The following is a 24,409-nucleotide window of genomic DNA, read 5'->3' as shown; positions in this document are numbered from 1 at the left end:
GACTGTTAAAAGTTACGTATCCAAACCGTCATGATAAAAAATAAAAGCAGGCAACGCCAAATCTCGATAGAAAGATGAAGCGCTGCTGTAGAGCGGTCATTAAAAGGCTTTAGTTGACAAACATACGGCACTAGAGCGACAGACGAATGCTGCTGACAGAAAAAAAATGCCGGCACTATGACGTAGCCGCTCAGATATCGTCGTCGTCCCAATCATCGTCGTCTTCATCGAAATCGTCGAGATCATCGAGATCGTCTTTTAGCTCTCTTGCCAAACGCTTTTCTTCGAGCAAGTTATCGATCAATCGACGCTTTTCGAGGCTACTTAAGCGTGTGCGCACACTTGTCTCAGCCTCTTCTACTATCTTTGCGTCATCATCATCGACAAAGTCATCATCAAAATCGTCGTCAATATCAGCATCACTCATGACAAACTCCTATCAGTTTTAGCAAAGGTATAAAAAATACATCAATATATATATGCCTTATAAAGTCTCTGTTGAGAGTTGTCAATCCTTTTTGTCAATATGGCATATTTCCCAGTCCCAGCCAAATCTCTTTGCCAAGCGGTATTGTAGGCAATTGTACAGACTACATCGGTACAAGACAGCGCTCTTGATGAGCAATTATGAATAAGAAGCCTCTTGATTGTCGACCATCAATACCGCATTACGCACATCCGCCAACCGCTGAATCATCGCATCATTGCCCCCCTCAAATATCGCACACTCACGCTCATAGACGGTCGTTGGGCGCATGATGCTCTGTACCTGTACATGGTTGCTGATTTGTTTGAGACCTGCATTGGGCAATAAGATCAGCATTTGCTCTTTTTTGCCGATACCATGCAGCAGATGCATCATGGCTTCACTTTGTGCATCATCACTGACGCCTGCTTTGGCAGGCAGTGCAAAACGCGACAGCTCGATATGCTTATCATGGATGATTTTGTTTAGCATCAAATACAGCTTGCCCAGCATCACGCCTGCCAGCGCCACTTTGGCATGGCTGTTGTCGGCTTTGAGCAGCACACTGGCTCCTTTATCATCAAAACTTGGCTCATTTATCACGCTGACACCGAGCAGTAGCGGCTGTTTTAGTAGCTCAGTCGTCGCTTGGTTGAGCAGCTGTGTGCATAGTGCCAGATATGGTAGGCGCTGGGCGGGCGCTAGACGCTCAAGCATATTAAACTCATCATGAAAGACGATTTGTACTCTGACACTATCAAACGTACGCGTGGCTGATAGGCCCGCGCTGCCATGAGCCGCTTTGCCTATGCTTTGGTTATGGCTTGTTTCTGATGGTTTATTCTCTGTATGATGGGCTGACTCTGCTTTGGACGTCGCATCAACATCGTCCTTTATACCCGCACTTATATCCGTACTTATATCCGAGTCATGCTCGGTATCAGTCCGAGTATCAGCATCTGCAGACGTTGCGCCTTGCTGCCCTCTGATATAGCTATTGACTGCGCCATGAATGTTTAGCTTACGTACCGCAGCGCTGGCATCGGCGGTGGTTGTATTGTCAACTGTGCTCTGTGTCACCTCAACGTCTGCGGCGCGGCGGTCGTCCTCATAGCTGCTACGATCATAATCGCGCTCAGAGCCTCGCTGATCGAGCTGTCTAAACTGCTCGCGATGTAGCTCTGAGACATCACGGCTGATGGCGTTGATTTGCTCTTTGGTCGGGCGCGCAAGATAACCATAAATCAGCCATAGCAATAGATGCAGGAGCAGCATGCCAATGACAAACGGCCACTGCATGGCGATAATCTCGCCCTTGCTGATATCTTTTAGCGTCAGCGCCACACTACCGATGACCGCATCGCCTTTGGTAGCGATTTGACGGATGGTATCGCCCTGCTGCATCGGTGCGTTGCCCACTGGTACCAAAATATCATCGTTGTTGTCTTTGATCAAAATACGCGTCACGTCCTGCTCACTGGTGTAACGATTGGCGATGACACTGAGGCTGACACGGTCTTTGTTTTCTAGCGACAGCCTCGCTTCATCTATCAGTTGTGCGACCATCTGTTCGCCTTTTAACGCACGACTTTTGCTCAACTGCTGATCAGTACTGATGACCAATAGCAGTGTCTGCAAACAAAAACTAACCAGAAGAATAATGGCAAACAACCCTTGCCGCGGCGCTAAATACGTCATGATATGGTAAACTTTTTTGGATAAATGAAATTAAAAAACGAGACTGTCGCTCATTTTTTGGCTAATTTTGAAAAATCGTCGGTCTTGTCTATTGTGCTTGCTATCATACTTACACACAGCTGTGCTTACATAACGCTATCGCTCTTATCATACAGACCAAGCGGGCGCGCTTATCATAGCTACTATAGCACCATAATAAGCCTTATAGCGTTAGCAGTTTTAGAAATTTATGTGGCAACGCAGCCGTTTTTTGCAGACCATAATACTTTGCACGCCATCTATAGGCGCTGACCTGTAAAACTGTTATTATTCCTAATCTTATATGAGCATACAAGGGACAATTGAGTCATGCCAAAAAATACCTCTTATTCGTTACCAAAAGACAGCAAAGCATGGCAACAAGCCGTGGATTCTGTTGCATCGCTACTACCCAACAATACGAATTTGCAAGATTTTGACGCATTGCAGTCCCTTCCTGTTTTTGCCCTTATCGTCGTCCTGCCAACTCACGTATCAGCGCTGGACATTCATCAGTATGTACAGTCTTGGGTCGATGAGCAGCCCAACTGGCATTTGGTCACCGTAGCAGAAGACGCCGATGCCAGCTTTGTCAATATCACGGTGTCTGATACCGAGCCTACAGCAGGTGATGCGCAGCGCTTGCCATTTACCCCCGTGCAGGTCTATCGCTATTTGTTGGTGCCTGTGACCGACACCTTGATGCACCCTGCCAAAAAGACGGCAGCCGCCCACATCATCGACGATCAGCTTACCACCCGCTTACGTCACGACTTGACCAAAGCCTATAACAATACAAGCCGTACAGACAGCGGCGAGCAGCTAGATGTGGTCGATTGTCATATCCTGTCCATCGGTCATATGCTGCGTACGCATAAGCTTGCCTGCTTTGATATGGACTCGACGTTGATCGAACAAGAAGTCATCGTCGAGCTGGCCAAAACCGCTGGTATCGGCGAAAAAGTCGAAGCAATCACCGAGGCGGCAATGCGCGGAGAGATCGATTTTGATGAGTCTTTTGCCCAGCGCGTGGCGCTACTCAAAGGCATCTCAACCGATGTCCTTGATGATATCTGCCGCCGTTTGACCTTATCGACAGGCGCGCGCACCACGATCAGTGCGCTCAAAGCACTGGGCTATCATACGGTACTGGTATCAGGGGGCTTTACCTATTTTGCCAACTATATCGCCGAGCAGTTAGGTATCGATGAAGTACACGCCAACGCCTTAGATATCGATGAAGGTGAAGTGACCGGTCATGTGCAGCTGCCTATCGTCAATGGTGCCAAAAAAGCCGCCATCGCCGAGCAGACTGCCGAGCGCTTAGGCATTGATATGTCACAAGTAGTCTGTGTCGGTGACGGTGCTAATGACTTACCGATGATGGCCATTGCTGATTTGGGTGTCGCTTACCGCGCTAAACCCATCGTTCAAGCGCGTGCCGACGCTGCCATCAATGTCACAGGACTTGAGGGCGCGCTTTATGCCTTGGGTTATCCAGCGCTCGCCCCGACCAAGTAACGGCAAAACACACTATAGCCAGTCCCCTATAATACTGGCCGGCAAGATACTATGTACCACTGGGTGCCACGTGCTACTGGTATTTATTGTGTGCAGCATCTATCGGCGTAGGCACAGCACGTAAGGAACATAAACACCAGTCGTGCTGTGCCTGTTCTAAAGTAGAGTAGCTATACGCTCAAAAAGCTAGGTTGATACCTTGTCATCGACCTAGCTTTTATGTTTATCTCGTTGCATTTTTTCTTTATTAGCTTTGTTTCACTCGATATTTTACCCCATCACGTATTTTTGTATAAAGGATGTACTCATGACGGCACCTCAATCACCGCGGCCAAGCGAGTCGTCAGCAGCGGATAACCAACCAAAATCGCTAGCAGCCACTTATATCAAGGGCATGGCGATGGGTGCCGCTGATATTGTCCCTGGCGTCTCTGGCGGCACTATTGCTTTGATTGCCGGTATCTATGAGCGCCTGATCAATGCGCTTGGCAGTATTGGCCCCAGCTTGTGGCAGGTGTTTCGCGCAGAGGGCGGTTTACGAGGTTTGCTTGCGGTCTGGCGACAAGTCGATGCCACGTTTTTGTTGTTTTTGTTGCTGGGTATTGCCAGTAGTTTTGCCACGTTAGCAGGTATGATCAAGCATCTCTTAGACCATCAACCACTACTGATTTGGTCGTTCTTTTTTGGTCTGGTCGTCGCCACGGTATTTTTATTACTGACAGAGATTAAACGCTGGAATATCGGCCGCATGCTACTGTTTTTGGTAGGGATTATCAGTGCTGTGGTGATTAGCAGCCTACCAATCATGACCACCACGCCAAGCTTGCCTTATTTGTTTTTTGCAGGGGCAGTGGCTATTTGTGCGATGATATTGCCTGGGGTATCAGGGTCTTTTATTTTGCTGTTATTGGGTGCTTATGACGCTGTGTTAGAAGCGGTCGATACCATGAACCTTAGCATTCTTTTGACCGTAATCGCTGGTATGGCAACAGGGCTGTTGTTATTCACGCGGGCGCTCAAATGGTTACTAGCGCACTATTACCAAGCCACGCTCGCCCTACTGACCGGCTTTATCGCCGGCTCCTTGGTCAAAGTATGGCCGTGGAAGGTCGATGCGTTGGGGACGCTCGACAGCGACGCCATTTATAACGTCATGCCATGGCAGTATCCGGCAGGCGCGCAGTGGGCGACTACGATAGGGCTAATGCTGCTTGGCGCTGTATTGGTATCCTTGCTCTCGTGGTGGGGTAATCGCCACGCTTAAGGCCGTTTATCGGCTTTGTGATTAGCGCTTAGCATTCTAAAAAACCAAACGTCAACGGTTGTCGCAAAGTCGCCTCTACCCTCTTTAGCTTTACTCAGCAAGCTTTCATAATAGTCGCATTGTTATAAGAAATTCACCTTATCAATAGCGAGATGAATGATGTTAATGACTGTTTTTTCCTTTATCGGTATAGATAGCTTGAGTGGTACGGCACTGTTTGCGTATGGGCTACTGGCAGGTTTGGTGCTGGCGTTGGCGTTTTCATCACAGCGCTGGCTGCTATGGTATCTATTTGGCGGCATGGCCTATTGGCTAGTTTTCATCACAGCGCTGGCTGCTATGGTATCTATTTGGCGGCATGGCCTATTGGCTAGCAGTCGAGGCCGTCCAAAGCCTATTGGTCAGTCGCCCGGCCCTGCTAGCTCTATCAGAATGGCACAGCTATGTCATCGCCATGGGTATCAGCTGGTTGCCGCTGGCAGGCTGGGTGCTGTATCGAGCCATACGTTACGATGATGTCAGTCAGTCAGTACAGCAGCAGCGCGAGTTGCAAGCCGCGCGCTATATCGAGCATACGCCAGTGTATGACGACGATTATCAGCCGCGTTTTCATTGATGATGGCTAATGTTACAAGATACTAAACGCTCTCTACTTAACTACTAAAGAATTGATGGTATTTGATGGTTTATACTCTAATTATATATTTGCCGAAAAAATTCATATAAAGTACGCTATATTTTTTGTCTTATTCTTTAGGAGTTTTATGATGTTTACGCTACCTGTATTAGATATCAAGTCTGACCCGTTAGATGTATTGCTGGCAGTGATTGGCTATCGCCTCTCTATGCTGGCCGATAGTGATAATGAAGACGTACAAAAGCTGCTTGCGGATCGTGATGTGACCATTGAGCTTGCCAGTACTGAATCTGGTATTGCACGTTATTATCGCTTTGACAATGGTCAGTTTAGTCAGCAAAGTGGCCATGCAACAGAAGCCGATTTGACCATTACTTTTAAAGACTCGATGACGGGCGTAAAGCTGCTAACCAAAGGCGATTTGCCAAGCTTTATGACGGCGGTACAAGAAGGCAACTTAAGTATCGAGGGTGACTACAGCTTGATGATGTGGTTCAATAAACTTGCCAAGCACATCGTGCCCGCCATCCCAGAAGAATACAAACCTTATATCCAAAAGGCCAAGCCTTACGCTTATAAAGCGCAGCAGTTTGCCAATCATTGGATCGGCGTTGCCAAGCACAAACTGGGTAAGTAATCACCTATTTGCTAAAGTGTCCTTTATATATAACTCTATATTCCTTTATAATTCTATAAAGGCTAGACTTATCAAGTCGTTGTCATTGGTGTTTTGATGGTATCGACTATCAGTACGCTTTGGCAGCATTCTGACTTTCTAAAAAGGTTGCGGTATACTATATCGTAGCCTTTTTTATCATATAAAATCACAACCTACCCTCTTCATCGTATTATAAAAGGATTTACCTTATGGCAGGATTGCTTAATATCTCAGAGCCCAGCAGCCAGAAAAACACAAAAAACAACGGCTTGGAGCCTGACTTTTTGACCGACATAAAGACCGAAGCGACGGCGCAGCCTACCTCTCATAGCAGCTATAGCCGTGATGATATCGTGCGGTTGTTTGACTTGCCATTGATGGACTTGCTGATGCAAGCACAGACTGTGCATCGTCAGCATTTTACAGCCAACGAAGTACAGATTAGCACTTTATTGTCTATCAAAACTGGCAACTGCCCTGAAGACTGTGGCTACTGCTCACAATCAGGCCATCACCGCGACACCACCAAACTGCAGGCAGAAAAACGTATCGAAGTCGATAAGGTCATCGCCGCCGCTAGGCGCGCCAAAGCCACGGGTTCGTCGCGCTTTTGTATGGGTGCAGCTTGGAAACACCCAAGCGCCAAAGACATGCCGTATGTGGTCGAGCTAATCAAAGAAGTCAAAGCATTGGGGCTTGAGACCTGCATGACCCTAGGTATGCTAGATGACCAGCAGGCCGCGCAGCTGGCTGATGCAGGGCTTGATTATTACAATCACAACCTAGATACCTCGCGGCGCTACTACGAGCAAGTGGTCAGCACCCGCAGTTATGACGAGCGCCTAGACACTCTCGCTCATGTTCGTAACTCTGGTATCAATGTCTGTAGCGGCAATATCGTGGGGATGGGCGAGAGCCGTGACGACCGTATCGACTGGGTACATGAGCTGCTAAAAATGCCCAAAGCGCCTGAATCTATTCCGGTCAATCTATTGGTGCCCATTCAAGGCACACCGATCGGTGATAAAGTCTTAGCAGAAGGCCAGCTCTCTGTGCTGGAGTGGATACGTACCATTGCGGTGACGCGTATCTGTTGTCCGACCAGCTACGTGCGCTTATCTGCTGGCCGCGAGAGCCTCTCTGATGCCGAGCAAGCTTTGGCCTTTATGGCAGGTGCCAACTCGTTTTTTTATGGTGACAAGCTATTGACCACAGGTAACGCCAGTCAATCGAGTGACAATAGGCTGATGCGTGAGCTCGGCCTCACTGCTCAGTTTGCCGCTCCTCGTGCGCCAAAGCAGGTGCCTGTGCTGGATGCGATGAGTGGTCATCAATCACAGGTCGTGTTGGCGCAGTAGCCCTTTATATGCCATTGATTGATAGCTGCGTTGGTAGTCATGTTGGTAGTTGCGCTACTAATGAGCAATATGTGCTAAGCTTGCCGACATGATGGAGCCTACCCGACCAAACAGTAAGAGAGAGGATAATGGCAGATTATTTTAATTGGATCAAAGCAGCGCATATTATTTCTATGGTTTGCTGGTTTGCTGCGATATTTTATTTACCGCGCTTGTTCGTCTATCATGCGATGAGTGAGGACAGCATCAGCCACGAGCGTTTTGCTATCATGGAGCGCAAGCTGTATCGCGGCATCATGACGCCATCAATGATAGCGACATGGGTTTTTGGCTTATGGATGTTAGGACTGGGCTGGGAGGTGTACAAAACCCAAGGCTGGCTACATGCCAAGCTACTGCTGGTAGTACTGCTCTCAGCCTACCACGGTGCTTGCGGTTTTTATCGCAAAAAGCTGATCGACAACCCACATTACAAAACCCATAAGTTTTGGCGCTGGTTTAATGAGATACCTGTTTTTGCCTTGATATTTATCGTGATTTTGGTGGTAGTCAAACCGTTTTAAAGACAGCGACACGAGCTAGATTGATCAAACCAAAACGCCCGTCATCTCTTTAGATAACGGGCGTTTTTTGTAAAGCATGTAAGGTTGCTGTGCCTACGCCGCTTGCTGCTGTGCAAAACTCATCTTCGTCTCGCTGTAGTGTTTTTATCTTGAACCTATTTATCACGCTTAAACACTTGGGCGCATGATTTGATAGACATTGCTCAAATCATACACGCGGTAACGCGCAGGCTCTCGGCGGTTTTCGCCTGCATAGCTGAGAATCAGTGCTTGCTTGGCATGCTCATCGACCCAGCCGACAAACAAGCCGCTATGCTCGACGCCATTGTAGCCGTGATTGATATAATACAGCCAGTCACCTGCTTCTATTTGACTGCTATGAGCATAAGGCCCTTGGCGGTATGTGCCTTTGTGCACCGTATCGCGCGTCACCCCTGCTCGCTTAAACACCGCATCTAAATAATCCCAGCAGCCGCCTTGAATGATTGTACGCTCATTGAGCGCCATTTTACGCGCTGTACTAATGACTTCACGCGCCGCCATACTGCTTTGGCGCTCTGCGCTACTCAGTATCGGTAAATATTCACTATCGACATTGTCATAGCTACCAGACAAAAACGCTGGCAGCACAGATGGCGCTTGATAGGCGCGCTCAGGATAGCGATATGCTGTGCGCCTCACTGGTGCAGCAACTGCCGTGTCAGCGCGATAGCTATCGGCGCGCTGAATACGAGAGCGCGTACTGATCTTAGCAGAAGGGACGGCTGAATATGATGGGGTATAACGGGCGCTCAGATCTGACTGCGCTGATTTTTGCGCGATAAGCGCACTCATACTATCGGCATGAGAGGATGTCATGCCACCTACAAGTAGCAATAACACGCCACACGAAGCTGTAATCGAGGACGATACAGACAGTGACATAGACAATGACAAACGCGACATGACTGACTCCTTGTCAAAGGTACCATTGACAACAAAAAAGCAAAATATCAGTTTTCAGTCTTACTTATAAACCATTTGGGCATAAATCTGCAAGCACTATAGTTCAGTCACTATAAACACAATACCGTGTAACTGGTATGAGCGTATCGATTTTATTTCGAGCTGACTATAGCACCGCTTAGAGAAAGGAAATAAGTCCTAAAAAAGGTAGATAGAAAAACTAAAAGGGAGGCGGGTTGTCATTCATCTTAATATTGACATGGCGTTTGCCAAATGTCTGGCCTTGTAATATCGCTTGGGCGGCTTTGGCCTCTTGTACACTCTCAAAGCCGCTGATCTGGCACTTACAGCTACCATCGACACCCGTAATCTGTAGCTGCTCACCCATCAGTGTGACATTATCACTAGTGATCAGGGTAATGTGTTGACGCTTGCCTTGATGGTCATGCACCAGCTCACCACTACGCACCCACAGCACACCGCTACTGATATTTTTGCTCAAAGCTTGTTTTTGCTGCTGGCGTTTTTTATTAAAAATAAAACTACCAACGATGAGCAAAGCCAGCGCACCAATAGCAAGGCGCTCAGGCAACAAACTCATGGCCATCGCGACCGCCACGGCACCCACGAGCAAGGCGGTGCCAAACCAAAACATACCATTGTCAGCCACTGGCGCTTGATTTTGTAAGGTGATTTTGGCGCCGTCATCGGTCAGCTTGAGCATGTATCGTTACCTATTGCCGAGTATTTACTGCAAAATTAATGCGTTGTTAGAGGACGATAAGACCAAAAAAACGTCGATTACCAGCCCAGCGCCGTCTGCTGCATGGTAATGAGCTCTGCAATGCCTTTTTCGGCCAGCGCTAGCATATCGTCTGCTTGGGCACGAGTAAACGGCTTTTCTTCGGCAGTGCCTTGTAGCTCAATGAACTCGCCTTTTTGGGTCATGACGACGTTTAGATCGGTATCACAGCTAGCGTCTTCTTCGTAGTTAAGGTCCAAGTACGCTTTGCCATCTTTCATACCCACAGATACCGCCGCTACTAGGCCAATCAATGGATCGGCTTTGAGCTTTTTGGTTTTTTGCAGGCTCTCTAACGCATCGATAAGCGCGATGGCCGCTCCTGTGATACTGGCGGTACGCGTACCACCATCAGCTTGGAGTACATCACAATCAAGATAAATGGTGTTTTCACCAAGCTTGCTAAGATCAATCATAGCACGCAAGCTACGACCGATGAGACGCTGAATCTCTTGCGTACGACCTGACTGCTTACCGCGCGCCGCTTCGCGTTGGTTACGGGTGTTGGTCGCGCGTGGCAACATACCGTATTCGGCCGTGATCCACCCTTTACCTTTACCCTTTAGCCAGCGCGGTACACCAGACTCAACACTAGCGGTACACAGGACTTTGGTATCGCCAAAACTGACTAACACTGAGCCTTCAGCATGCTTGGTATAATGGCGCTCAAAGCTGATCGAGCGAAGTTGGTCAAGCTCACGATTGTCAATACGCATAAAAATTCCTAGTACTTGTTTTAAAGCAGTGTTGTAAAATAAGTGTTGTCAATAAAAGGTTGCACGCGCAAAGCGGCATGAACCACAAACTCTCAGCCAGTCAATGTCTGAGCCGATGCCCGTATGACGATATCCTAACGTGGCAGCGGCGCAATAGCAAGATTCACTCCAGCCATTACGCCGCTGCAAAAAAGACGCTGGTGTTATTCTAGACCTTCCATCTTACGCAATTCTTTACGCAAAATCTTACCGACGTTTGACTTTGGTAATTCATCGACAAACTGTATATGACGCGGACGCTTATAGCCTGTCAGTTGTTTTTTACCAAAATCAAGCAACTCTTGCTCGGTGACCTCGCCTTTTTTGACCACAAACAGCTTAGGCTCTTCGCCGCGCTGCTCATTTGGCACACCAATAGCGCCGCACTCCACCACCGCTGGATGCTCGCTCATGGCTTCTTCGATTTCATTTGGATAGACATTAAACCCTGACACCAAAATCATGTCTTTTTTGCGATCAACGATTTTGATAAAGCCTTTTTCGTCCATGATACCGATGTCGCGTTTTCTTTTGGACGGTTTTGATAGCCGATCATCACCTGTGGGCCTTTGACGCAAATCTCGCCGCGATCGCCTAATGCCACTTCGTTTTCGTCCTCATCGATGAGTATCACATCGGTGCTCGAAGCTGGAATACCAATCTTGCCAGTAAACTCAGAGATGGTCATTGGGTTAAAGGCCACCACAGGCGAGGTCTCAGACAGACCATAGCCTTCAACGATAGGCAATCCTGTGATTTTATGCCACTCTTTTGCCACGCTTGGCAACACCGACATCCCGCCGCCGATAGAGGCTTTTAGATTAGAAAAGTCCAAATCGGCAAAGCTTTCTTTGTGTACCAAACCATTAAACAAGGTATTGACCGCTGGGATAAACGAGGGCTTGTATTTGCCCATCTCTTTAATCAAACCATCCAAATCGCGTGGGTTTGGAATCAGCAGCCCTGCATAGCCTTGATACATGCCGTACATACCGCAGACCATAAAGGAGAATACATGATACAGCGGTAGTGCTGTCAAGATGACATCATTGGCATCGACATCATCATCAAAGGCACTATTCATCAAGGCGCTGATCTGTAGCATATTGGCGACTAGGTTGCCGTGAGAGAGCATGGCACCCTTGGCCACGCCTGTGGTGCCGCCGGTATACTGGAGCAGCGCCACATCGCTGAGGTTCATATCTGGACGCTGGTACTTGCTGGCTGATACAGCGTTTAGCGCCTGTTTAAAGCTCACACTGTCTGGCAAGCTATAGGCTGGAATCATTTTTTTGACATGGCGAGCCACAAGATTGACCACCGCGCCTTTGAGCGTGCCCAGCATATCGCCGATTTTGCACAAGATCACATGCTCGACCTGACCTTTGTCTTCGGCATCTTGATAAGTCTTAGCAAAGTTTTCGACGATAAACAGCGCTTTGGCACCGCTATCATGCAGCTGATGCGATAGCTCGCGGCTGGTATAGAGGGGATTGACATTGACCAGCACCATCCCTGCGCGAATGATACCCAAGGCCACGACAGGATACTGCAAGATATTGGGCATCATCACCCCAACCTTATCACCCTTGACCAGTCCTAGTGACTGCAAGTAGCTGGCGATTTGGCGACTGTACAAATCCAATTGTTTAAAGCTAACAGAAGCACCCATGCAGATATAGGCAGGCTTTTGCCCATAACGCCTAAAATTACGCTCAAACACATCAAGTAAAGAGGTATTGTCCTCTGGCATATCGATAGTTGCTGCGATGCCATAACGTTCATAAGCACTCAACCACGGACTGTCGCTGTCTATCGTCGGCATATCAGGAAAGGCATTGTCTTGATATGCCTGCCTAGCGGTATGGCCCGTGGCAGCTTGATCCTCTGTCGTCTCTTTATTGATACTGTCGGTCATAATTTTCCCTAAATGTTGCCGTTAAAAACATAAAATAATCAAAAGCGCGTCATCATTTCTCGCCCTTTAGCGATGCATTGATTAAAAGCAATACATCGATTAAAAGCAGTGCATCGATTCAATGAAAGACATGCCCCAATAAAGCACCCTTATCTATCGCAGCAAATCTGTGGCTACAAAAGCTTATGAATAAAAAAACAAGGCAACACCATTGGGTTTATCATTCATAAGCTTTGCAAGTCACAAAGCCATACCACGTCATCGATAAGTGGCACCATGCCTTAGCCACACGCTAAGGTATACCTTACTGTCATTATGATGGTTTTGCCAAACCGCTCAAGCCAAACCAACAGATATATACAAAAATAGGTCGGTGGGCACTATAGCAGTTTTGTGCAAAATTCTCTATCTATGGCGATGATGTTGTACAGACAAAAATAGCAGAAAAGACAAAAAATGATAAAGCAGCAACCAGCGGCCTTATCATTTTTGTGTACGATGACATCTCGAGCAAAACCCACTCAGACTATAAAATCATAGCCCTAGTGAGTCATGAATAGCTGATCATCTCGGCTTAAGCAAGAGCCTAACCGTGGTTTTTTTCTTCAAGCTCTCGCAAGTCTTTGCGTAAGATTTTACCCACGTTTGACTTTGGTAGCTCGTCGATAAACTCCACATAACGCGGACGCTTATAACCCGTTAGATTCTCTTTGCCATACGCGATGACTTCTTCTTCTGTCAAGCTGTCGTCACTACGTACCACATAAATCTTTGGCACCTCGCCGCTTTTTTCATCATCGATACCGATGACACCGCACTCTAAGATTTTTGGATGGCCTGACATGACGTCTTCTACTTCGTTTGGATAAACGTTGAAGCCTGACACCAAGATCATGTCTTTTTTGCGATCGACAATCTTAAAGTAGCCTTCTTCATCCATCACACCGATGTCACCGGTACGGAAATAACCATCCGCCGTCATCACCTTGCTCGTGGCATCATCGCGTTTCCAGTATCCTTTCATTACCTGCGGCCCGCGCACACTAATCTCTCCGCGCTCACCAATCTCAACCTCATTACCCGCCTCATCCAAGATGGCCATATCCGTGGCTGGCATTGGCAGACCGATGTTGCCTGAGAACTCGCCTGTCCCTTGTGGGTTTGCTGAGGCAACGGGCGAGGTCTCTGATAGACCATAGCCCTGTACAATGATATTGCCCGTGATTTGCTGCCATTTTGCCGCTGTATCCTTTAGCACAGCCATACCGCCGCCCATCGACATCTCAAGCTTGCTATGATCGAGCGCTTTGAACACCTCACTATTGGCAAGCGCATTAAACAAGGTATTTACCGCTGGGAAAAACGCAGGTGGATAATCTTTGTAGGCTTTGATTAAGCTTGCGCCATCGCGCGGGTTGGGTACCAATAGTCCAATACAGCCGCGATAGAGGCCGTACATACCACAAACGGTAAATGAGAAAATATGATATAGCGGTAGTGCCGTCATAATCACTGGCTGCTCATTCACTTTTTCAAACTTATCAAAAGCATCGCCTAAGTACGTGTCACACTGAATCAAGTTGGCAACCAAATTGCCATGCGTGAGCATCGCGCCTTTAGCCACGCCTGTGGTGCCACCGGTATACTGTAGTACCGCGACATCATCTAAACCGATGTCATTGGGGCGTTGATAGCTGGCAGCTGAAAAGCGATTAAGCGCTTTTTTGAATTTGACGCTACCATTGATATGATAGGCTGGCACCATTTTTTTGACATGGCGCACCACCGTATTGACGATGAAGCCTTTCAGCGGGCTCATCAAGTCGCCCATCGATGTCACCACCACATGATCGACCATCTTCTTGCCGATATCTTCATAGGTTTTGGCAAAGTTTTCTAATAAAATCAATACCTTGGCATCAGAATCTTCTAATTGATGGGCAAGCTCTTTGGTGGTATAAAGTGGGTTGACGTTGACCAGCGTCAGACCTGCCCGCAGCACGCCCAAGACAGCAACGGGCAACTGCAGGATGTTTGGCATCATTACCGCGACTTTATCGCCTTTTTTTAGGCCAAGGGACTGTAGATAGGCGGCGACCTGCTTACTATAACGGTCTAATTCTTCGTACGAGAGCTTGACATCCATACAGACAAACGCGGTTTTGCCAGCGTGATTGATGAAGTTTTGCTCAAGTATCTCGATCAACGAGGTGTCGGCGGGCGGCATATCGATATCGTACTGCATGCCAAGTTTTTCGTAAGTTTTGACCCATACTTTGTCGTTACGACGAATCAAGTTACCGTGATTTTCCATAATCTTTTCTCTCCTAGTAATAGTACGCTACCGTCCACTCATACAAATCACAGCGTGACAAACACACAAAGTCTCAAAGCACTGGCAAACCATGATGATGGCTGTCAGGCATCGACCTTGTTGTATGGTGACAAGCAAACCCTATAGCGGTAAATAGCCCTTTGTTCATTAACATACACACTTTATAAAGACTACTCAATACAAAAGATTGCTACTTGCGTTCGCAAAGCTACTTGACGCTCATTAATACTATTATTATCAACCAGTTAAACAATAAATGACTCGCCATTTCATAGATTTTCATTTTCCTATTTATTACTAGACAATTTTCTGATTTTATACCAAATCATCCTCACTGATGCGGTTATTGCTAAAGCGTGGCGAAAACGCTGGCTTTTATGGCATGTGAAGCGAGTTGTATTATTTTACCTTGCTTGCTTGCCTGAATAGGCACGTCACACCTTGTCGTCTATTATGAGTTATCTCTTTTTAATTTTGCTGATATCCTTTACGATAGCACTATCTTATTTTGGCGCTGATGCGCATTATGCATACCTATTACCGATACCTATTAAAACTGATAAGTGAACCTTACTTTATGTCCGATGTTATTGACCATACCGCCCCTGCCGCCCCTTCTCATGAGCCGATGGACACCCGCTCGGTAGCGGAGTTCACCGAGCAGGCTTATCTCAACTACGCCATGTACGTCATCATGGATCGGGCGCTACCAAATATCGCCGATGGTCTAAAGCCCGTCCAGCGCCGTATCGTCTATGCCATGAGTGAGCTTGGCCTAAAATCCTCTGCTAAAGCCAAAAAGTCTGCCCGTACCGTTGGTGATGTACTCGGTAAGTACCACCCGCATGGCGACAGTGCTTGTTATGAGGCCATGGTACTGATGGCGCAGCCGTTTAGCTATCGCTATCCGCTCATCACCGGTCAAGGCAACTGGGGCAGCCCTGATGACCCCAAAGCCTTTGCCGCCATGCGCTATACCGAGGCCAAAATGTCTGCCTATGCCAACACTTTGCTGGCAGAGCTCGGCCAAGGCACGGTCGATTGGCAAGATAACTTTGATGGTACCTTACAAGAGCCTGTCACCCTGCCTGCGCGCTTGCCCAATATCTTGTTAAACGGCACGACAGGGATCGCCGTCGGTATGGCCACCGACATCCCGCCGCACAACCTAAATGAAGTGGTACGCGCCGCCATTCGCTTACTAAAAAATCCTGAGCTATCAGTAAAGCAGCTCACCCAGTCGATACCTGCGCCTGATTTGCCCACGCCAGCTGAAATCATCACCAGCAAAAAAGACTTGCAGGCGATGTACGAAAGCGGCCGCGGCAGCTACAAAATGCGCGCGACCTACCATATCGACCCCAAAGAAAAAAACCTCGTCATCATCGATGCGCTGCCCTATCAAGTCTCAGGCAACAAAGTGCAAGAGCAAATCGCCAAACTCATGCTGGACAAAAAACTGCCGTGGGTGACCGACATACATGACGAGTCTGACCACGAAAACGCCTGCCGTATCGTGCTTGAGCTACGCTCTACCCGCGTCGATGTCGAGCGCGTGATGAGTCACCTGTTTGCCAGTACTGACCTTGAGAGTAACTATCGCGTCAATATGAATATGATTGGCCTAAACGGTAAACCGCAGGTCAAAAACCTCAAAGAAATCCTTGAAGAGTGGCTGATCTGTCGTCGCTCGGTGGTCACGCGGCGCTTGCAGTATCGCCTCGATAAAATCGATAAACGCTTACATATCTTGGCAGGGTTACTGATCGCTTATCTACATATCGATGAGGTCATTCGTATCATCCGCGAGGAAGACGAGCCAAAGTCAGCATTGATGGAGGGTTATGATCTGACCGACATCCAAGCCAATGCCATCTTGGACATACGCTTGCGTCAGCTGGCAAGGCTCGAAGAGATTGAGCTGCGCCGCGAGCAAGATGCACTAGACGCTGAGCGCGCCACCATTCAAGAGTACTTGGACAATCCAGATAGCCTGACCAATCTGATGATTGAAGAGCTGAACGCCGATATGAAAGAACACGGCAACGAGCGCATGTCACCACTAGCAGAGCGCGAAGAAGCGCAAGCGCTAAAAGAGTCGGATCTGGTACCAAGCGAGCCTATCACCGCGATACTCTCAAAAGCAGGCTGGATTCGCGCTGCGAAAGGTCATGACGTCGATGCCGCTGGCATGAGCTATCGCTCAGGAGACAGCTATCAAGCGCACGCACGCGGTAAGTCCAACGAGAGAATCTACGTACTCGATAGCACAGGGCGTAGCTATAGTGTCGACGCGCATAGCCTAGCCTCACCCGCTGACCAGCGTACTTAAGCCGCCAGCAGGTGCCAGCTTTGAGCAGCTAATAACTGGTCGCGACGATCAGCGTATCATCCTCGCCAGCTCTAACGGTTATGGCTTTATCAACACCCTTGGTAACCTCGATAGCAATCAAAAAGCCGGTAAAAAAATCATCAATCTAGCGGCCGATAGTCGTCTGCTTCCTGTCGCTCGTATCGACGCGCCAGCAGAAGTGGCGACCCATGCTGATGGTGAAAACAGCAACGAAAACGTGGCACCTGACCATGTCGCTGTGGTGACCAATGCAGGGTATTTACTGATATTTGCCCTTGATGATTTGCCCGAGCAAGCACGTGGTAAAGGTAATAAGCTGATTAAACTAAAAGACGGTGAAGAAGTGCTTGCTATCACGCCGCTAAGCTTGCAAGACAGCCTAGTCATCACCGCAGGCAAACGTCATGTGACGCTAAAGCCCAATGATTTGGCCAACTATACGGGCACGCGAGGTAATCGCGGCGGTCAGTTGCCAAGGGGCTTTCAGAATGTGAGTTCGGTTACGGTTGGGTGATTTTTGTATTTTAGAAGGCTGGGCTAAGATTCTAACTTTCTTTTCCTTCTCACTAATTATTAAACAATAGTTAGTGTTATTAATAGATTTTTGTTGTATACTTTACGATTTTAATAACTGAAATTTTGGCGGTTCATCTATTAGATAGAATTAGAATTGCTTAACGTTCTTAACGAGATTCCTATGAATAATTAAAAAGGTCTGACTCTAACCGAATTAATAATTGCTGTGTTTGCTATTGGTATATTGGCAAGTATTGGTATTCCCGCTTATCAAGATTATATTTCTAATAGAGATACAACGATTCAAGGAACAGAACAAAATACGAATATCTCGATGTCTGAACCAGCCGAAACTTTACCAACTGTCGCAAAACCATCAAGTGGAATATATGCTCAAAACCTCAACGGACAACAGGCTATTGCACCTCTAGAAATAAGAACTGATTCGGGTTCAGATTATTACGTAAAAGTGGTCAATGCAGCTAATGATAACGATACATTAGCCATATATATTCATGGCGGAGAAACGGTTGAAGTTGAAGTACCTCTAGGTAGTTATGAAATCAGGTATGCTTCAGGTAATGATTGGTATGGAGACAAAGGTTTATTTGGAATAGAAACTTCCTATAACAAAGCTGATGAGCTGTTTACTTTTTCCGATACAGGTTATCAAATATCGGGATACACAATCACTCTTTACCAAGTAGCTAATGGTAATTTACAGACTAAATCTATAGATGAAAGTCAGTTTTAAATTATTTTTTGAAATGAATAATATCTAATTAAAGGTGTATATAACTACGATTTAATTTTAATTATTAACTTTAGCAAAATTATTTATAAGTATAAAAATAAATTATCTTGTAAATACACTTCCCTAGCTGATATAAAATCAACGAACCCACTTATGAAATTTATTATTACTACTTTGTTACTCGCTTTTTCTCTTAACATATATGCGTGGGATGGTTATGACTATGAAACAGGTTCTTTTGTTGAAATAGATAAAGGTAACCTAGTTCGCACTGGAGAAGAAATCGAAGTTTATAGTTATGATACAGGTGAATATACAAGTTATGAGGTTGAGTCAATTACTAGCTATGGCTCTGGCGCAGAGGTTGAAGTCTATGATTACAACACAGGTGAATATAGAACCCTAGATATGGACTAAACTTGTAACATTGATGAAAGTTCGAGCTATTGTAGGCTGGGCTTTTAGCCCAGCAAATCATGATAAAAAACCAAATCCAAACTCCTAAAATTAATCATACTCAACTTCAATCCCATCAACACCCGACCCGCCCCAATCTGACGAATAAAACCCATCTTCTACGCACCTTTGAAACGTCGAATACGGCCAATCAATAGGACGCGTCACATAACCATGTTTGACCGCGTTGTAACGGATATAATCCATATGACTGTGTTAGCTGTCTCACGTTACCATATTATCTTGATATTTTGTTCGCGCAACGCTTTCTTATATAAGATAACAGTTGGAATGAGGTCTATCAATATACCAAAGCCGAACATCAAGCATATATTTAACAGCGTCGGTGTAAATACACCTAGCTTATATAAAAGAAACATCGTGCCATAGTAGCCAACATTGACCCAAAGTGACTGAAAGAACATATAGTTCGTTTTACCTAAACCATATAAAGTCGCGTCTAAAATACTATTGTTGAATATGAAAACAAAATAGAATACTGACTGTATTCCAACGATATAGATTACTGTTTTTATGTCCTGCACATTCATGACATTAGCTAGAAAGCTATACCAAAACGGTATAGTAATACACCAAAGGAGAACGAACGCTAATCCCAGTAAAAAATAGCCTTTCGTGTTTTTGGTAATATTATTTACATCTGCACCAACATCTCTTTTTACCAACTCGGACAATGCTAATGCAGGTAATAACAACCAACCCCAAATAAAGCTATTAGCTACCCAATAGTTACCCTGCTCCTCAACCATATTAATCATTTTTATGATCATGACTATAAAAGCAATATTTCTGACTAGCGATTCTAATCCTGAAAATACACCTGTCGTCCACCACTCTTTCATCCATGTAAATGACATTTGATTGACTGATAAAAGCTTCAATCCATGTTGTCGTATAGAAATATAGGTGGCTAATAAAATAGCTATATTGACAATGATATTCGTCCAAGCAATACCGATAACACCCATATCCAGACTAAACTCAAAAGGTCCGAAAAACACACTATCTAACAATATAGACAGCGTCATTTGCACCGCTAACAAGCCGTAAATATACTTATCTTTGTTCAAACTAACGATAACGACTGTCATATATTTGACTAGCGTTGCAAACATGATAGCTATAGTTTCTAATCGAATATATTGAGTCGTTTCTTCAACAATCTGTCTAGACTGCTCCATAAAAATCACAATATTTTGTGAATAAACGAATAAAATCGTAGATAGACAAGCCATGATACCCACGATAACGATAAACCCTGTTTGAACTTTATTTTCAAACTCGTTTTTATCAGACAAAGATTTACCGAATAAATAAAACAAGGGTAAAATTAGTGCCTCTTGCGCTATCTCATAAATCAAACTTAGCCACAGTATTTGACTAGCAATATTAATTCCTGCGTCACTAGGCAAGTCACCGAGAAAATTCACTCTAACGGTTTGATAAAGTGACGGAAATACCATCATCGAGATAAGAGCGATTAACAGTCTGATATTGATATTCTTGAACATAAGGCTTTATCAGAAATAAGACATTAGAAGTAGAGTACGTTATAAATACCCTTAGCAACAATAATTTTTAACAAATGCGCATGGAGCTCACCCTACAAATAGCTAGAGTCCGAAAACCAAACCCTAACCCTGCCGTAACCCCAAAATCGGAATCACTACGTCCTCCTCATCGGTCAGATGTTGCGACAGTAATTTACTAGCATCCATTAACGTCTGATGCAATTGCTCGGCAAGCGCCTTATCTCCGACCTCACTTCTCGTCAGCTGATCATTTTGCGCTTGCAATTCATCAAGTAGCGCATCCAAACGCTCATGGTCGCGCCTCAATATCTCAAACCCTTCCTGTAGCTGCGGGTACATCCGAATAAATTCAGGGAAAAACCCCTCGTCCTCAACACCATGATGCTGATGCAATTTTAGGATATGTATATTGATACGCTTAAGCATCTGCGAGCGATATTTTGCCCAGTCGTACTCGCCAGATTGATAACCCTCACTTATCTGTGTCAAGATACGCTGGCGTTTTCGTATGTTAGTATGTACCTTTAGCCAGCCCGATGTCTTATAGGCATAATCTGCGCCAAACCATTGATCGGGCGGTAACTTATTGAATAAAAATAACCACTCCGCCTCTAGCCGACTCTCAGGATGACGCGGTGATGGAGCAAACAAATCATCGTCTAATACTTGTGGACTAGCCTTATTATTGCTTGTGATAGAAAGAGTCATCAAGGTATCCTTAGGTCGTGGCTTTGGCTGATGGCTGGCGCTGATCATGCTCTCTCAAACGTATCACTAAGCACTTATATATTTGCTATATTATTAAAAATAACTGCAATTACAATAGATAATATTTAGATTTTATATAGACCGTACCGCACTCTGACCCATTAACTCAAAAGAATTACACGGTTGTTTTTTAAACGTAAAGGATGCTCATGTTTATAGTAGATAAGGCTGCGACAGCCAGTATGCCTCACAAGCTGCCCATGCCAAAAGTGATATTTTTTGACATCGACGATACGCTAAGCCGCAACGGTATTATTGCAGCGCACAACAAGGCTACCCTTGAGGCGCTTGCCCAAACCGACATTAAACTGGTGATTTCTACAGGGCGCTCTAAAGCGATATTGCCGGCTGATATTTTGGCGTTGCTCGAGGCAGAGGTTTTAGACGCTATTATCTGTATGAACGGACAGTACAGCTTTGATAATCAAGGCTTAATCAGTCACTATCCGTTGTCTGCTGAGCAGGCGGACAAAATCGTGCAGTTATGCAAAACAAGCGAGCTCATTCATAAGTTTGACTCAGCGACTCATATCGCTTGGTCGGGGGAAAATGAGCGTCTGCGCGAATTCAATGCCAAAACCCCCAACTCCATCGTTGACCCCCTCTATTACCTATCAAACCCTGTTTATCAGTGCTCGGTGTTTTTTAATAATCAATTCGATAAAATGCAGGATATCGATTTTGCGCGGGACGATTTAAAGCTGGTGCATTGGCATCAAATTGGTGCGGATATTTTGCCAGCCAACGCCTCAAAAGCCCGTGGCATCCTAGACGTTTGTGACTATTACGGCGTAAATGCCAATGAATGTATGGCGTTCGGCGATGGTATGAATGATTTGGAGATGTTTGATTTGGTCGGCTATGCGGTCGCGATGGGCGATGCCCAGCCTGCACTGATCGAGCGCGCAGATTTTGTCACAGGTACCATTGAAGAACATGGTATTCAAAAGGTGCTTGAGCAATTTAAGGTGGCGTCATAAATAGAATAGTCTTAAGCAAAATCTTTCAAAACTCTTTTCTTTATCGCCAAAAAAAACCCTTGCCAATCGCTGACAAGGGTTTTTATTTTGCGAATAACAACTACTGAGCAGGATAATAGGTCTCTGCACCAGGGCCGACTGGCAGACCCAGCACAAACACCCAGACAGAAAACAATATCGTCCAACCAATCAAAAAAGCCATGGAGTACGGCAGCATCATCGCCATCAAGGTTCCCACCCCAGTGTCTTTTTTGTAGCGCATTGCTACTGCCAAGATAAGACCAAAATAGCTCATCATCGGCGTGATGATATTGGTGGTCGAGTCGCCAATACGGTAAGCCGCCTGAATCATCTCTGGCGCGTAACCTGTGAGCATGAGCATCGGCACAAAGATCGGCGCAGTCACCGCCCACTGTGCTGACGCTGAGCCGAGCATAAGGTTGACCAGACCACAAATGATGATAAAGCCTACCAGCAGTAAAGGACCTGTCATACCAACATCACTTAAGAAGGTCGCGCCAGACACCGCCATCACCGAACCAAGATTTGACCACTTAAAAAACGCGGTAAACTGCGCGGCAAAAAACACCAGCACAATATAAATACTCAAGGAGCTCATGGCGTTGCTCATGGCATCTACCACGTCTTGATTGCTCTTGATGCTGCCGGTAATCTTACCGTAGATATAGCCTGGTAGGGCAAAGAACACAAAGATAAAGACCACGATGCCTTTTAAAAATGGTGAGCCTGATACCAGACCGGTCTCCGCATTACGCAAGATGCCATCTGCAGGCACTACTGTCCACGCCAGCAATAAGCAAAATATGAGCATACTGATACCTGCCCATAGTAGTCCCTTTTTCTCAATTGACGATACTTTTTCGATTTGCGTCTCTAGTACAGAGGCATCATCAGCATCTTTAGGGTTGTATTCTCCTAAGCTTGGCTCAACGATTTTTTCGGTGACAAAATAACCCAGGCCACTGATCAAAAAGGTACTGGCGATCATGAAGTACCAGTTGGCCTCTGCACCGACGGTGTAGGTAGGATCGATGATACGCGCCGCTTCTTGGGTAATCCCTGATAATAAAGGATCTACCGTACCAAGCAATAAGTTAGCACTATAGCCGCCTGACACCCCAGCAAACGCCGCAGCCAGACCGGCTAGCGGATGCCTACCAAGTGAATGAAAGATAACTGCCGCCAGTGGTATCAATACCACATAACCAAGCTCGGCGGCGGTGTTTGACATGATGCCAGCGAACACAATGGTAAAGGTCACCATTTTTTTGGGCGCATTCATGACCAGACCACGCAGGGCAGCTGATATCATACCAGAGTGCTCAGCAATACCGACACCGAGTAAGGCCACCAGCACCGTACCAAGCGGCACAAAGCCGGTAAAGTTGGTGACTAAATTTTCAACAATGCGTGCCAAACCCTCGCCGTTCAATAGATTAACGACCTCGATCATGCCATCGGCACTACGTCCGCTGGTGCCCTCAGGGCGCGGATCTATCACCGACACCCCAAAATAAGACATCACAGCTGAGAGTACCAACAGCAGCACAGACATCCAAACAAACAAAATGACCGGATGCGGCAGTAGATTACCGAGCCACTCAACCCCTTGCAAAAATCGCTGCATACGAGAACTTTTCGCTGCGGTATCAAAGTTATTGTTTGGTGGACTGCCATTTGGCGAATTACTTCCTTGCATAGCCGCTGCTCCATTTAGGACTTAAATAAATTGATAGGTTTCAAATATATGAAAAAATTGATAAAAGATAGCGATTGAAACATAGTTGGGAAACAGAAACAAATACTTTTTGCTCATAAAACCAAATGTTTGCAATTTTGGACAATCTATAAATGACAAGGAGCCTATATACAGTGCGTTCAATATAAAAACGCTACAGTGGGGCTTGGATAAATTTTACGCAGTCTTTGTCGGCGCAGGCACAGCACGCAAGGATAATTTATACCAGTAGCGCTATAACATTTTTAAATTAAATCTACTATATTCACCAGTACAATCATTAGGGCATGTCCTCATTTTAAAAATGGTGATAAAAATGAGATAAATCGCAG

20 protein-coding genes and 2 pseudogenes are annotated in these 24,409 nt (G+C 46.0%); 10 read left to right on the top strand and 12 right to left on the bottom strand.

Going from position 1 to position 24,409, the window contains the following annotated elements:
- Window positions 1-190 precede the first annotated feature (190 nt).
- Window positions 191-427 carry a hypothetical protein gene (locus tag NK638_RS05255; RefSeq protein WP_105244160.1) on the bottom strand — a complete coding sequence of 79 codons (237 nt, stop codon included), beginning with the start codon at window positions 425-427 and terminating at the stop codon, window positions 191-193.
- A 198-nt stretch (window positions 428-625) separates the two neighbouring features.
- On the bottom strand, window positions 626-2,164 hold the full coding sequence (locus NK638_RS05250) for a hypothetical protein (RefSeq protein WP_274632196.1): 1,539 nt from the start codon (window positions 2,162-2,164) through the stop codon (window positions 626-628).
- Between the two features lie 348 nt (window positions 2,165-2,512).
- Here NK638_RS05250 and serB point away from each other — a divergent pair, with 348 nt between their 5' ends.
- On the top strand, window positions 2,513-3,703 hold the full coding sequence (serB, locus tag NK638_RS05245) for a phosphoserine phosphatase SerB (RefSeq protein WP_198335276.1): 1,191 nt from the start codon (window positions 2,513-2,515) through the stop codon (window positions 3,701-3,703).
- A gap of 307 nt (window positions 3,704-4,010) precedes the next feature.
- Window positions 4,011-4,967: a DUF368 domain-containing protein gene (locus tag NK638_RS05240; protein ID WP_274632195.1), complete on the top strand. Its 957-nt coding sequence runs from the start codon at window positions 4,011-4,013 to the stop codon at window positions 4,965-4,967.
- Between the two features lie 122 nt (window positions 4,968-5,089).
- On the opposite strand, the gene NK638_RS05235 is transcribed toward NK638_RS05240, so the two are convergent.
- The gene (locus tag NK638_RS05235) at window positions 5,090-5,269 is read right to left on the bottom strand and encodes a hypothetical protein (protein WP_274632194.1); all 180 of its coding nucleotides are present in this window, start codon (window positions 5,267-5,269) and stop codon (window positions 5,090-5,092) included.
- A gap of 56 nt (window positions 5,270-5,325) precedes the next feature.
- Here NK638_RS05235 and NK638_RS05230 point away from each other — a divergent pair, with 56 nt between their 5' ends.
- From NK638_RS05230 to hemJ, 4 genes are all read left to right on the top strand, one after another.
- Window positions 5,326-5,583: a hypothetical protein gene (locus NK638_RS05230; RefSeq protein WP_274632193.1), complete on the top strand. Its 258-nt coding sequence runs from the start codon at window positions 5,326-5,328 to the stop codon at window positions 5,581-5,583.
- Window positions 5,584-5,731: 148 nt separating this feature from the next.
- On the top strand, window positions 5,732-6,241 hold the full coding sequence (locus NK638_RS05225; RefSeq protein ID WP_227697328.1) for an SCP2 sterol-binding domain-containing protein: 510 nt from the start codon (window positions 5,732-5,734) through the stop codon (window positions 6,239-6,241).
- 230 nt (window positions 6,242-6,471) lie between these two features.
- Window positions 6,472-7,620, top strand: a complete 1,149-nt coding sequence (gene bioB, locus NK638_RS05220) for a biotin synthase BioB (protein WP_274632192.1) — start codon at window positions 6,472-6,474, stop codon at window positions 7,618-7,620.
- A gap of 128 nt (window positions 7,621-7,748) precedes the next feature.
- Complete coding sequence (gene hemJ, locus NK638_RS05215) at window positions 7,749-8,183, top strand: protoporphyrinogen oxidase HemJ (protein WP_075100347.1); 435 nt, start codon at window positions 7,749-7,751, stop codon at window positions 8,181-8,183.
- Window positions 8,184-8,351: 168 nt separating this feature from the next.
- Here hemJ and NK638_RS05210 read toward each other — a convergent pair whose 3' ends face one another.
- The 5 genes and pseudogenes from NK638_RS05210 to NK638_RS05190 form a co-directional block, all read right to left on the bottom strand.
- Window positions 8,352-9,128, bottom strand: coding sequence for a hypothetical protein (locus NK638_RS05210; RefSeq protein ID WP_274632191.1), 777 nt, complete (start codon window positions 9,126-9,128; stop codon window positions 8,352-8,354).
- 220 nt (window positions 9,129-9,348) lie between these two features.
- Entirely contained in the window at window positions 9,349-9,852 is a 504-nt protein-coding gene (locus NK638_RS05205) for a hypothetical protein (RefSeq protein ID WP_274632190.1), read from the bottom strand.
- 77 nt (window positions 9,853-9,929) lie between these two features.
- Window positions 9,930-10,646 (bottom strand): ribonuclease PH, encoded by a 717-nt coding sequence (rph, locus tag NK638_RS05200; protein WP_100750069.1) that lies wholly within the window; start codon window positions 10,644-10,646, stop codon window positions 9,930-9,932.
- 203 nt (window positions 10,647-10,849) lie between these two features.
- Window positions 10,850-12,603: pseudogene (locus NK638_RS05195) on the bottom strand (AMP-binding protein).
- A 586-nt stretch (window positions 12,604-13,189) separates the two neighbouring features.
- On the bottom strand, window positions 13,190-14,917 hold the full coding sequence (locus NK638_RS05190; RefSeq protein WP_274632189.1) for an AMP-binding protein: 1,728 nt from the start codon (window positions 14,915-14,917) through the stop codon (window positions 13,190-13,192).
- Window positions 14,918-15,515: 598 nt separating this feature from the next.
- Here NK638_RS05190 and parC point away from each other — a divergent pair.
- From parC to NK638_RS05175, 3 genes and pseudogenes are all read left to right on the top strand, one after another.
- Window positions 15,516-17,805, top strand: a pseudogene (gene parC / locus NK638_RS05185) (DNA topoisomerase IV subunit A).
- Between the two features lie 201 nt (window positions 17,806-18,006).
- Window positions 18,007-18,561: a hypothetical protein gene (locus NK638_RS12510; RefSeq protein WP_446739809.1), complete on the top strand. Its 555-nt coding sequence runs from the start codon at window positions 18,007-18,009 to the stop codon at window positions 18,559-18,561.
- Between the two features lie 153 nt (window positions 18,562-18,714).
- Window positions 18,715-18,978 carry a DUF5334 family protein gene (locus NK638_RS05175; RefSeq protein WP_274632188.1) on the top strand — a complete coding sequence of 88 codons (264 nt, stop codon included), beginning with the start codon at window positions 18,715-18,717 and terminating at the stop codon, window positions 18,976-18,978.
- Between the two features lie 90 nt (window positions 18,979-19,068).
- Here the strand turns inward: NK638_RS05175 and NK638_RS05170 are convergent, their stop codons facing one another.
- The 3 genes from NK638_RS05170 to NK638_RS05160 all read right to left on the bottom strand — a co-directional run bounded on the left by NK638_RS05170 (window position 19,069) and on the right by NK638_RS05160 (window position 21,278).
- Window positions 19,069-19,224 carry a hypothetical protein gene (locus NK638_RS05170; RefSeq protein WP_274632187.1) on the bottom strand — a complete coding sequence of 52 codons (156 nt, stop codon included), beginning with the start codon at window positions 19,222-19,224 and terminating at the stop codon, window positions 19,069-19,071.
- 23 nt (window positions 19,225-19,247) lie between these two features.
- Window positions 19,248-20,549 carry an MATE family Na+-driven efflux transporter gene (locus NK638_RS05165; RefSeq protein ID WP_342454243.1) on the bottom strand — a complete coding sequence of 434 codons (1,302 nt, stop codon included), beginning with the start codon at window positions 20,547-20,549 and terminating at the stop codon, window positions 19,248-19,250.
- 123 nt (window positions 20,550-20,672) lie between these two features.
- Window positions 20,673-21,278 carry a hemerythrin domain-containing protein gene (locus NK638_RS05160; RefSeq protein ID WP_274632185.1) on the bottom strand — a complete coding sequence of 202 codons (606 nt, stop codon included), beginning with the start codon at window positions 21,276-21,278 and terminating at the stop codon, window positions 20,673-20,675.
- A gap of 209 nt (window positions 21,279-21,487) precedes the next feature.
- Between NK638_RS05160 and NK638_RS05155 the strand changes: the two genes are divergently transcribed.
- A complete protein-coding gene (locus NK638_RS05155) occupies window positions 21,488-22,318 on the top strand; it encodes an HAD family hydrolase (protein WP_274632184.1) in 831 nt (276 codons plus the stop codon).
- Between the two features lie 100 nt (window positions 22,319-22,418).
- Here NK638_RS05155 and NK638_RS05150 read toward each other — a convergent pair whose 3' ends face one another.
- A complete protein-coding gene (locus tag NK638_RS05150; protein ID WP_274632183.1) occupies window positions 22,419-24,038 on the bottom strand; it encodes an AbgT family transporter in 1,620 nt (539 codons plus the stop codon).
- Window positions 24,039-24,409: the final 371 nt, after the last annotated feature.

Source organism: Psychrobacter sp. A3, assembly GCF_028823565.1.
In the GTDB taxonomy this organism is placed as follows: Bacteria; Pseudomonadota; Gammaproteobacteria; order Pseudomonadales; family Moraxellaceae; genus Psychrobacter; species Psychrobacter celer.
The sequence above is the reverse complement of the archived record's forward strand: the minus strand, read 5'-3'. Positions and strand labels throughout refer to the sequence as shown.

Bases quoted from the DNA above. Each gene is read 5' to 3' on its own strand.
- hemJ (WP_075100347.1), top strand. From the start codon at position 7,749: ATGGCAGATTATTTTAATTGGATCAAAGCAGCGCATATTATTTCTATG.
- serB (WP_198335276.1), top strand. From the start codon at position 2,513: ATGCCAAAAAATACCTCTTATTCGTTACCAAAAGACAGCAAAGCATGG.
- bioB (WP_274632192.1), top strand. From the start codon at position 6,472: ATGGCAGGATTGCTTAATATCTCAGAGCCCAGCAGCCAGAAAAACACA.
- NK638_RS05255 (WP_105244160.1), bottom strand. From the start codon at position 427: ATGAGTGATGCTGATATTGACGACGATTTTGATGATGACTTTGTCGAT.
- NK638_RS05235 (WP_274632194.1), bottom strand. From the start codon at position 5,269: ATGCCGCCAAATAGATACCATAGCAGCCAGCGCTGTGATGAAAACGCC.
- NK638_RS05155 (WP_274632184.1), top strand. From the start codon at position 21,488: ATGTTTATAGTAGATAAGGCTGCGACAGCCAGTATGCCTCACAAGCTG.
- NK638_RS05175 (WP_274632188.1), top strand. From the start codon at position 18,715: ATGAAATTTATTATTACTACTTTGTTACTCGCTTTTTCTCTTAACATA.
- NK638_RS05210 (WP_274632191.1), bottom strand. From the start codon at position 9,128: ATGTCGCGTTTGTCATTGTCTATGTCACTGTCTGTATCGTCCTCGATT.
- NK638_RS05170 (WP_274632187.1), bottom strand. From the start codon at position 19,224: ATGGATTATATCCGTTACAACGCGGTCAAACATGGTTATGTGACGCGT.
- NK638_RS05250 (WP_274632196.1), bottom strand. From the start codon at position 2,164: ATGACGTATTTAGCGCCGCGGCAAGGGTTGTTTGCCATTATTCTTCTG.
- NK638_RS05225 (WP_227697328.1), top strand. From the start codon at position 5,732: ATGATGTTTACGCTACCTGTATTAGATATCAAGTCTGACCCGTTAGAT.
- NK638_RS05190 (WP_274632189.1), bottom strand. From the start codon at position 14,917: ATGGAAAATCACGGTAACTTGATTCGTCGTAACGACAAAGTATGGGTC.
- NK638_RS05240 (WP_274632195.1), top strand. From the start codon at position 4,011: ATGACGGCACCTCAATCACCGCGGCCAAGCGAGTCGTCAGCAGCGGAT.
- NK638_RS05150 (WP_274632183.1), bottom strand. From the start codon at position 24,038: ATGCAAGGAAGTAATTCGCCAAATGGCAGTCCACCAAACAATAACTTT.
- rph (WP_100750069.1), bottom strand. From the start codon at position 10,646: ATGCGTATTGACAATCGTGAGCTTGACCAACTTCGCTCGATCAGCTTT.
- NK638_RS05230 (WP_274632193.1), top strand. From the start codon at position 5,326: ATGGCCTATTGGCTAGCAGTCGAGGCCGTCCAAAGCCTATTGGTCAGT.
- NK638_RS05205 (WP_274632190.1), bottom strand. From the start codon at position 9,852: ATGCTCAAGCTGACCGATGACGGCGCCAAAATCACCTTACAAAATCAA.
- NK638_RS05160 (WP_274632185.1), bottom strand. From the start codon at position 21,278: ATGACTCTTTCTATCACAAGCAATAATAAGGCTAGTCCACAAGTATTA.
- NK638_RS05165 (WP_342454243.1), bottom strand. From the start codon at position 20,549: ATGTTCAAGAATATCAATATCAGACTGTTAATCGCTCTTATCTCGATG.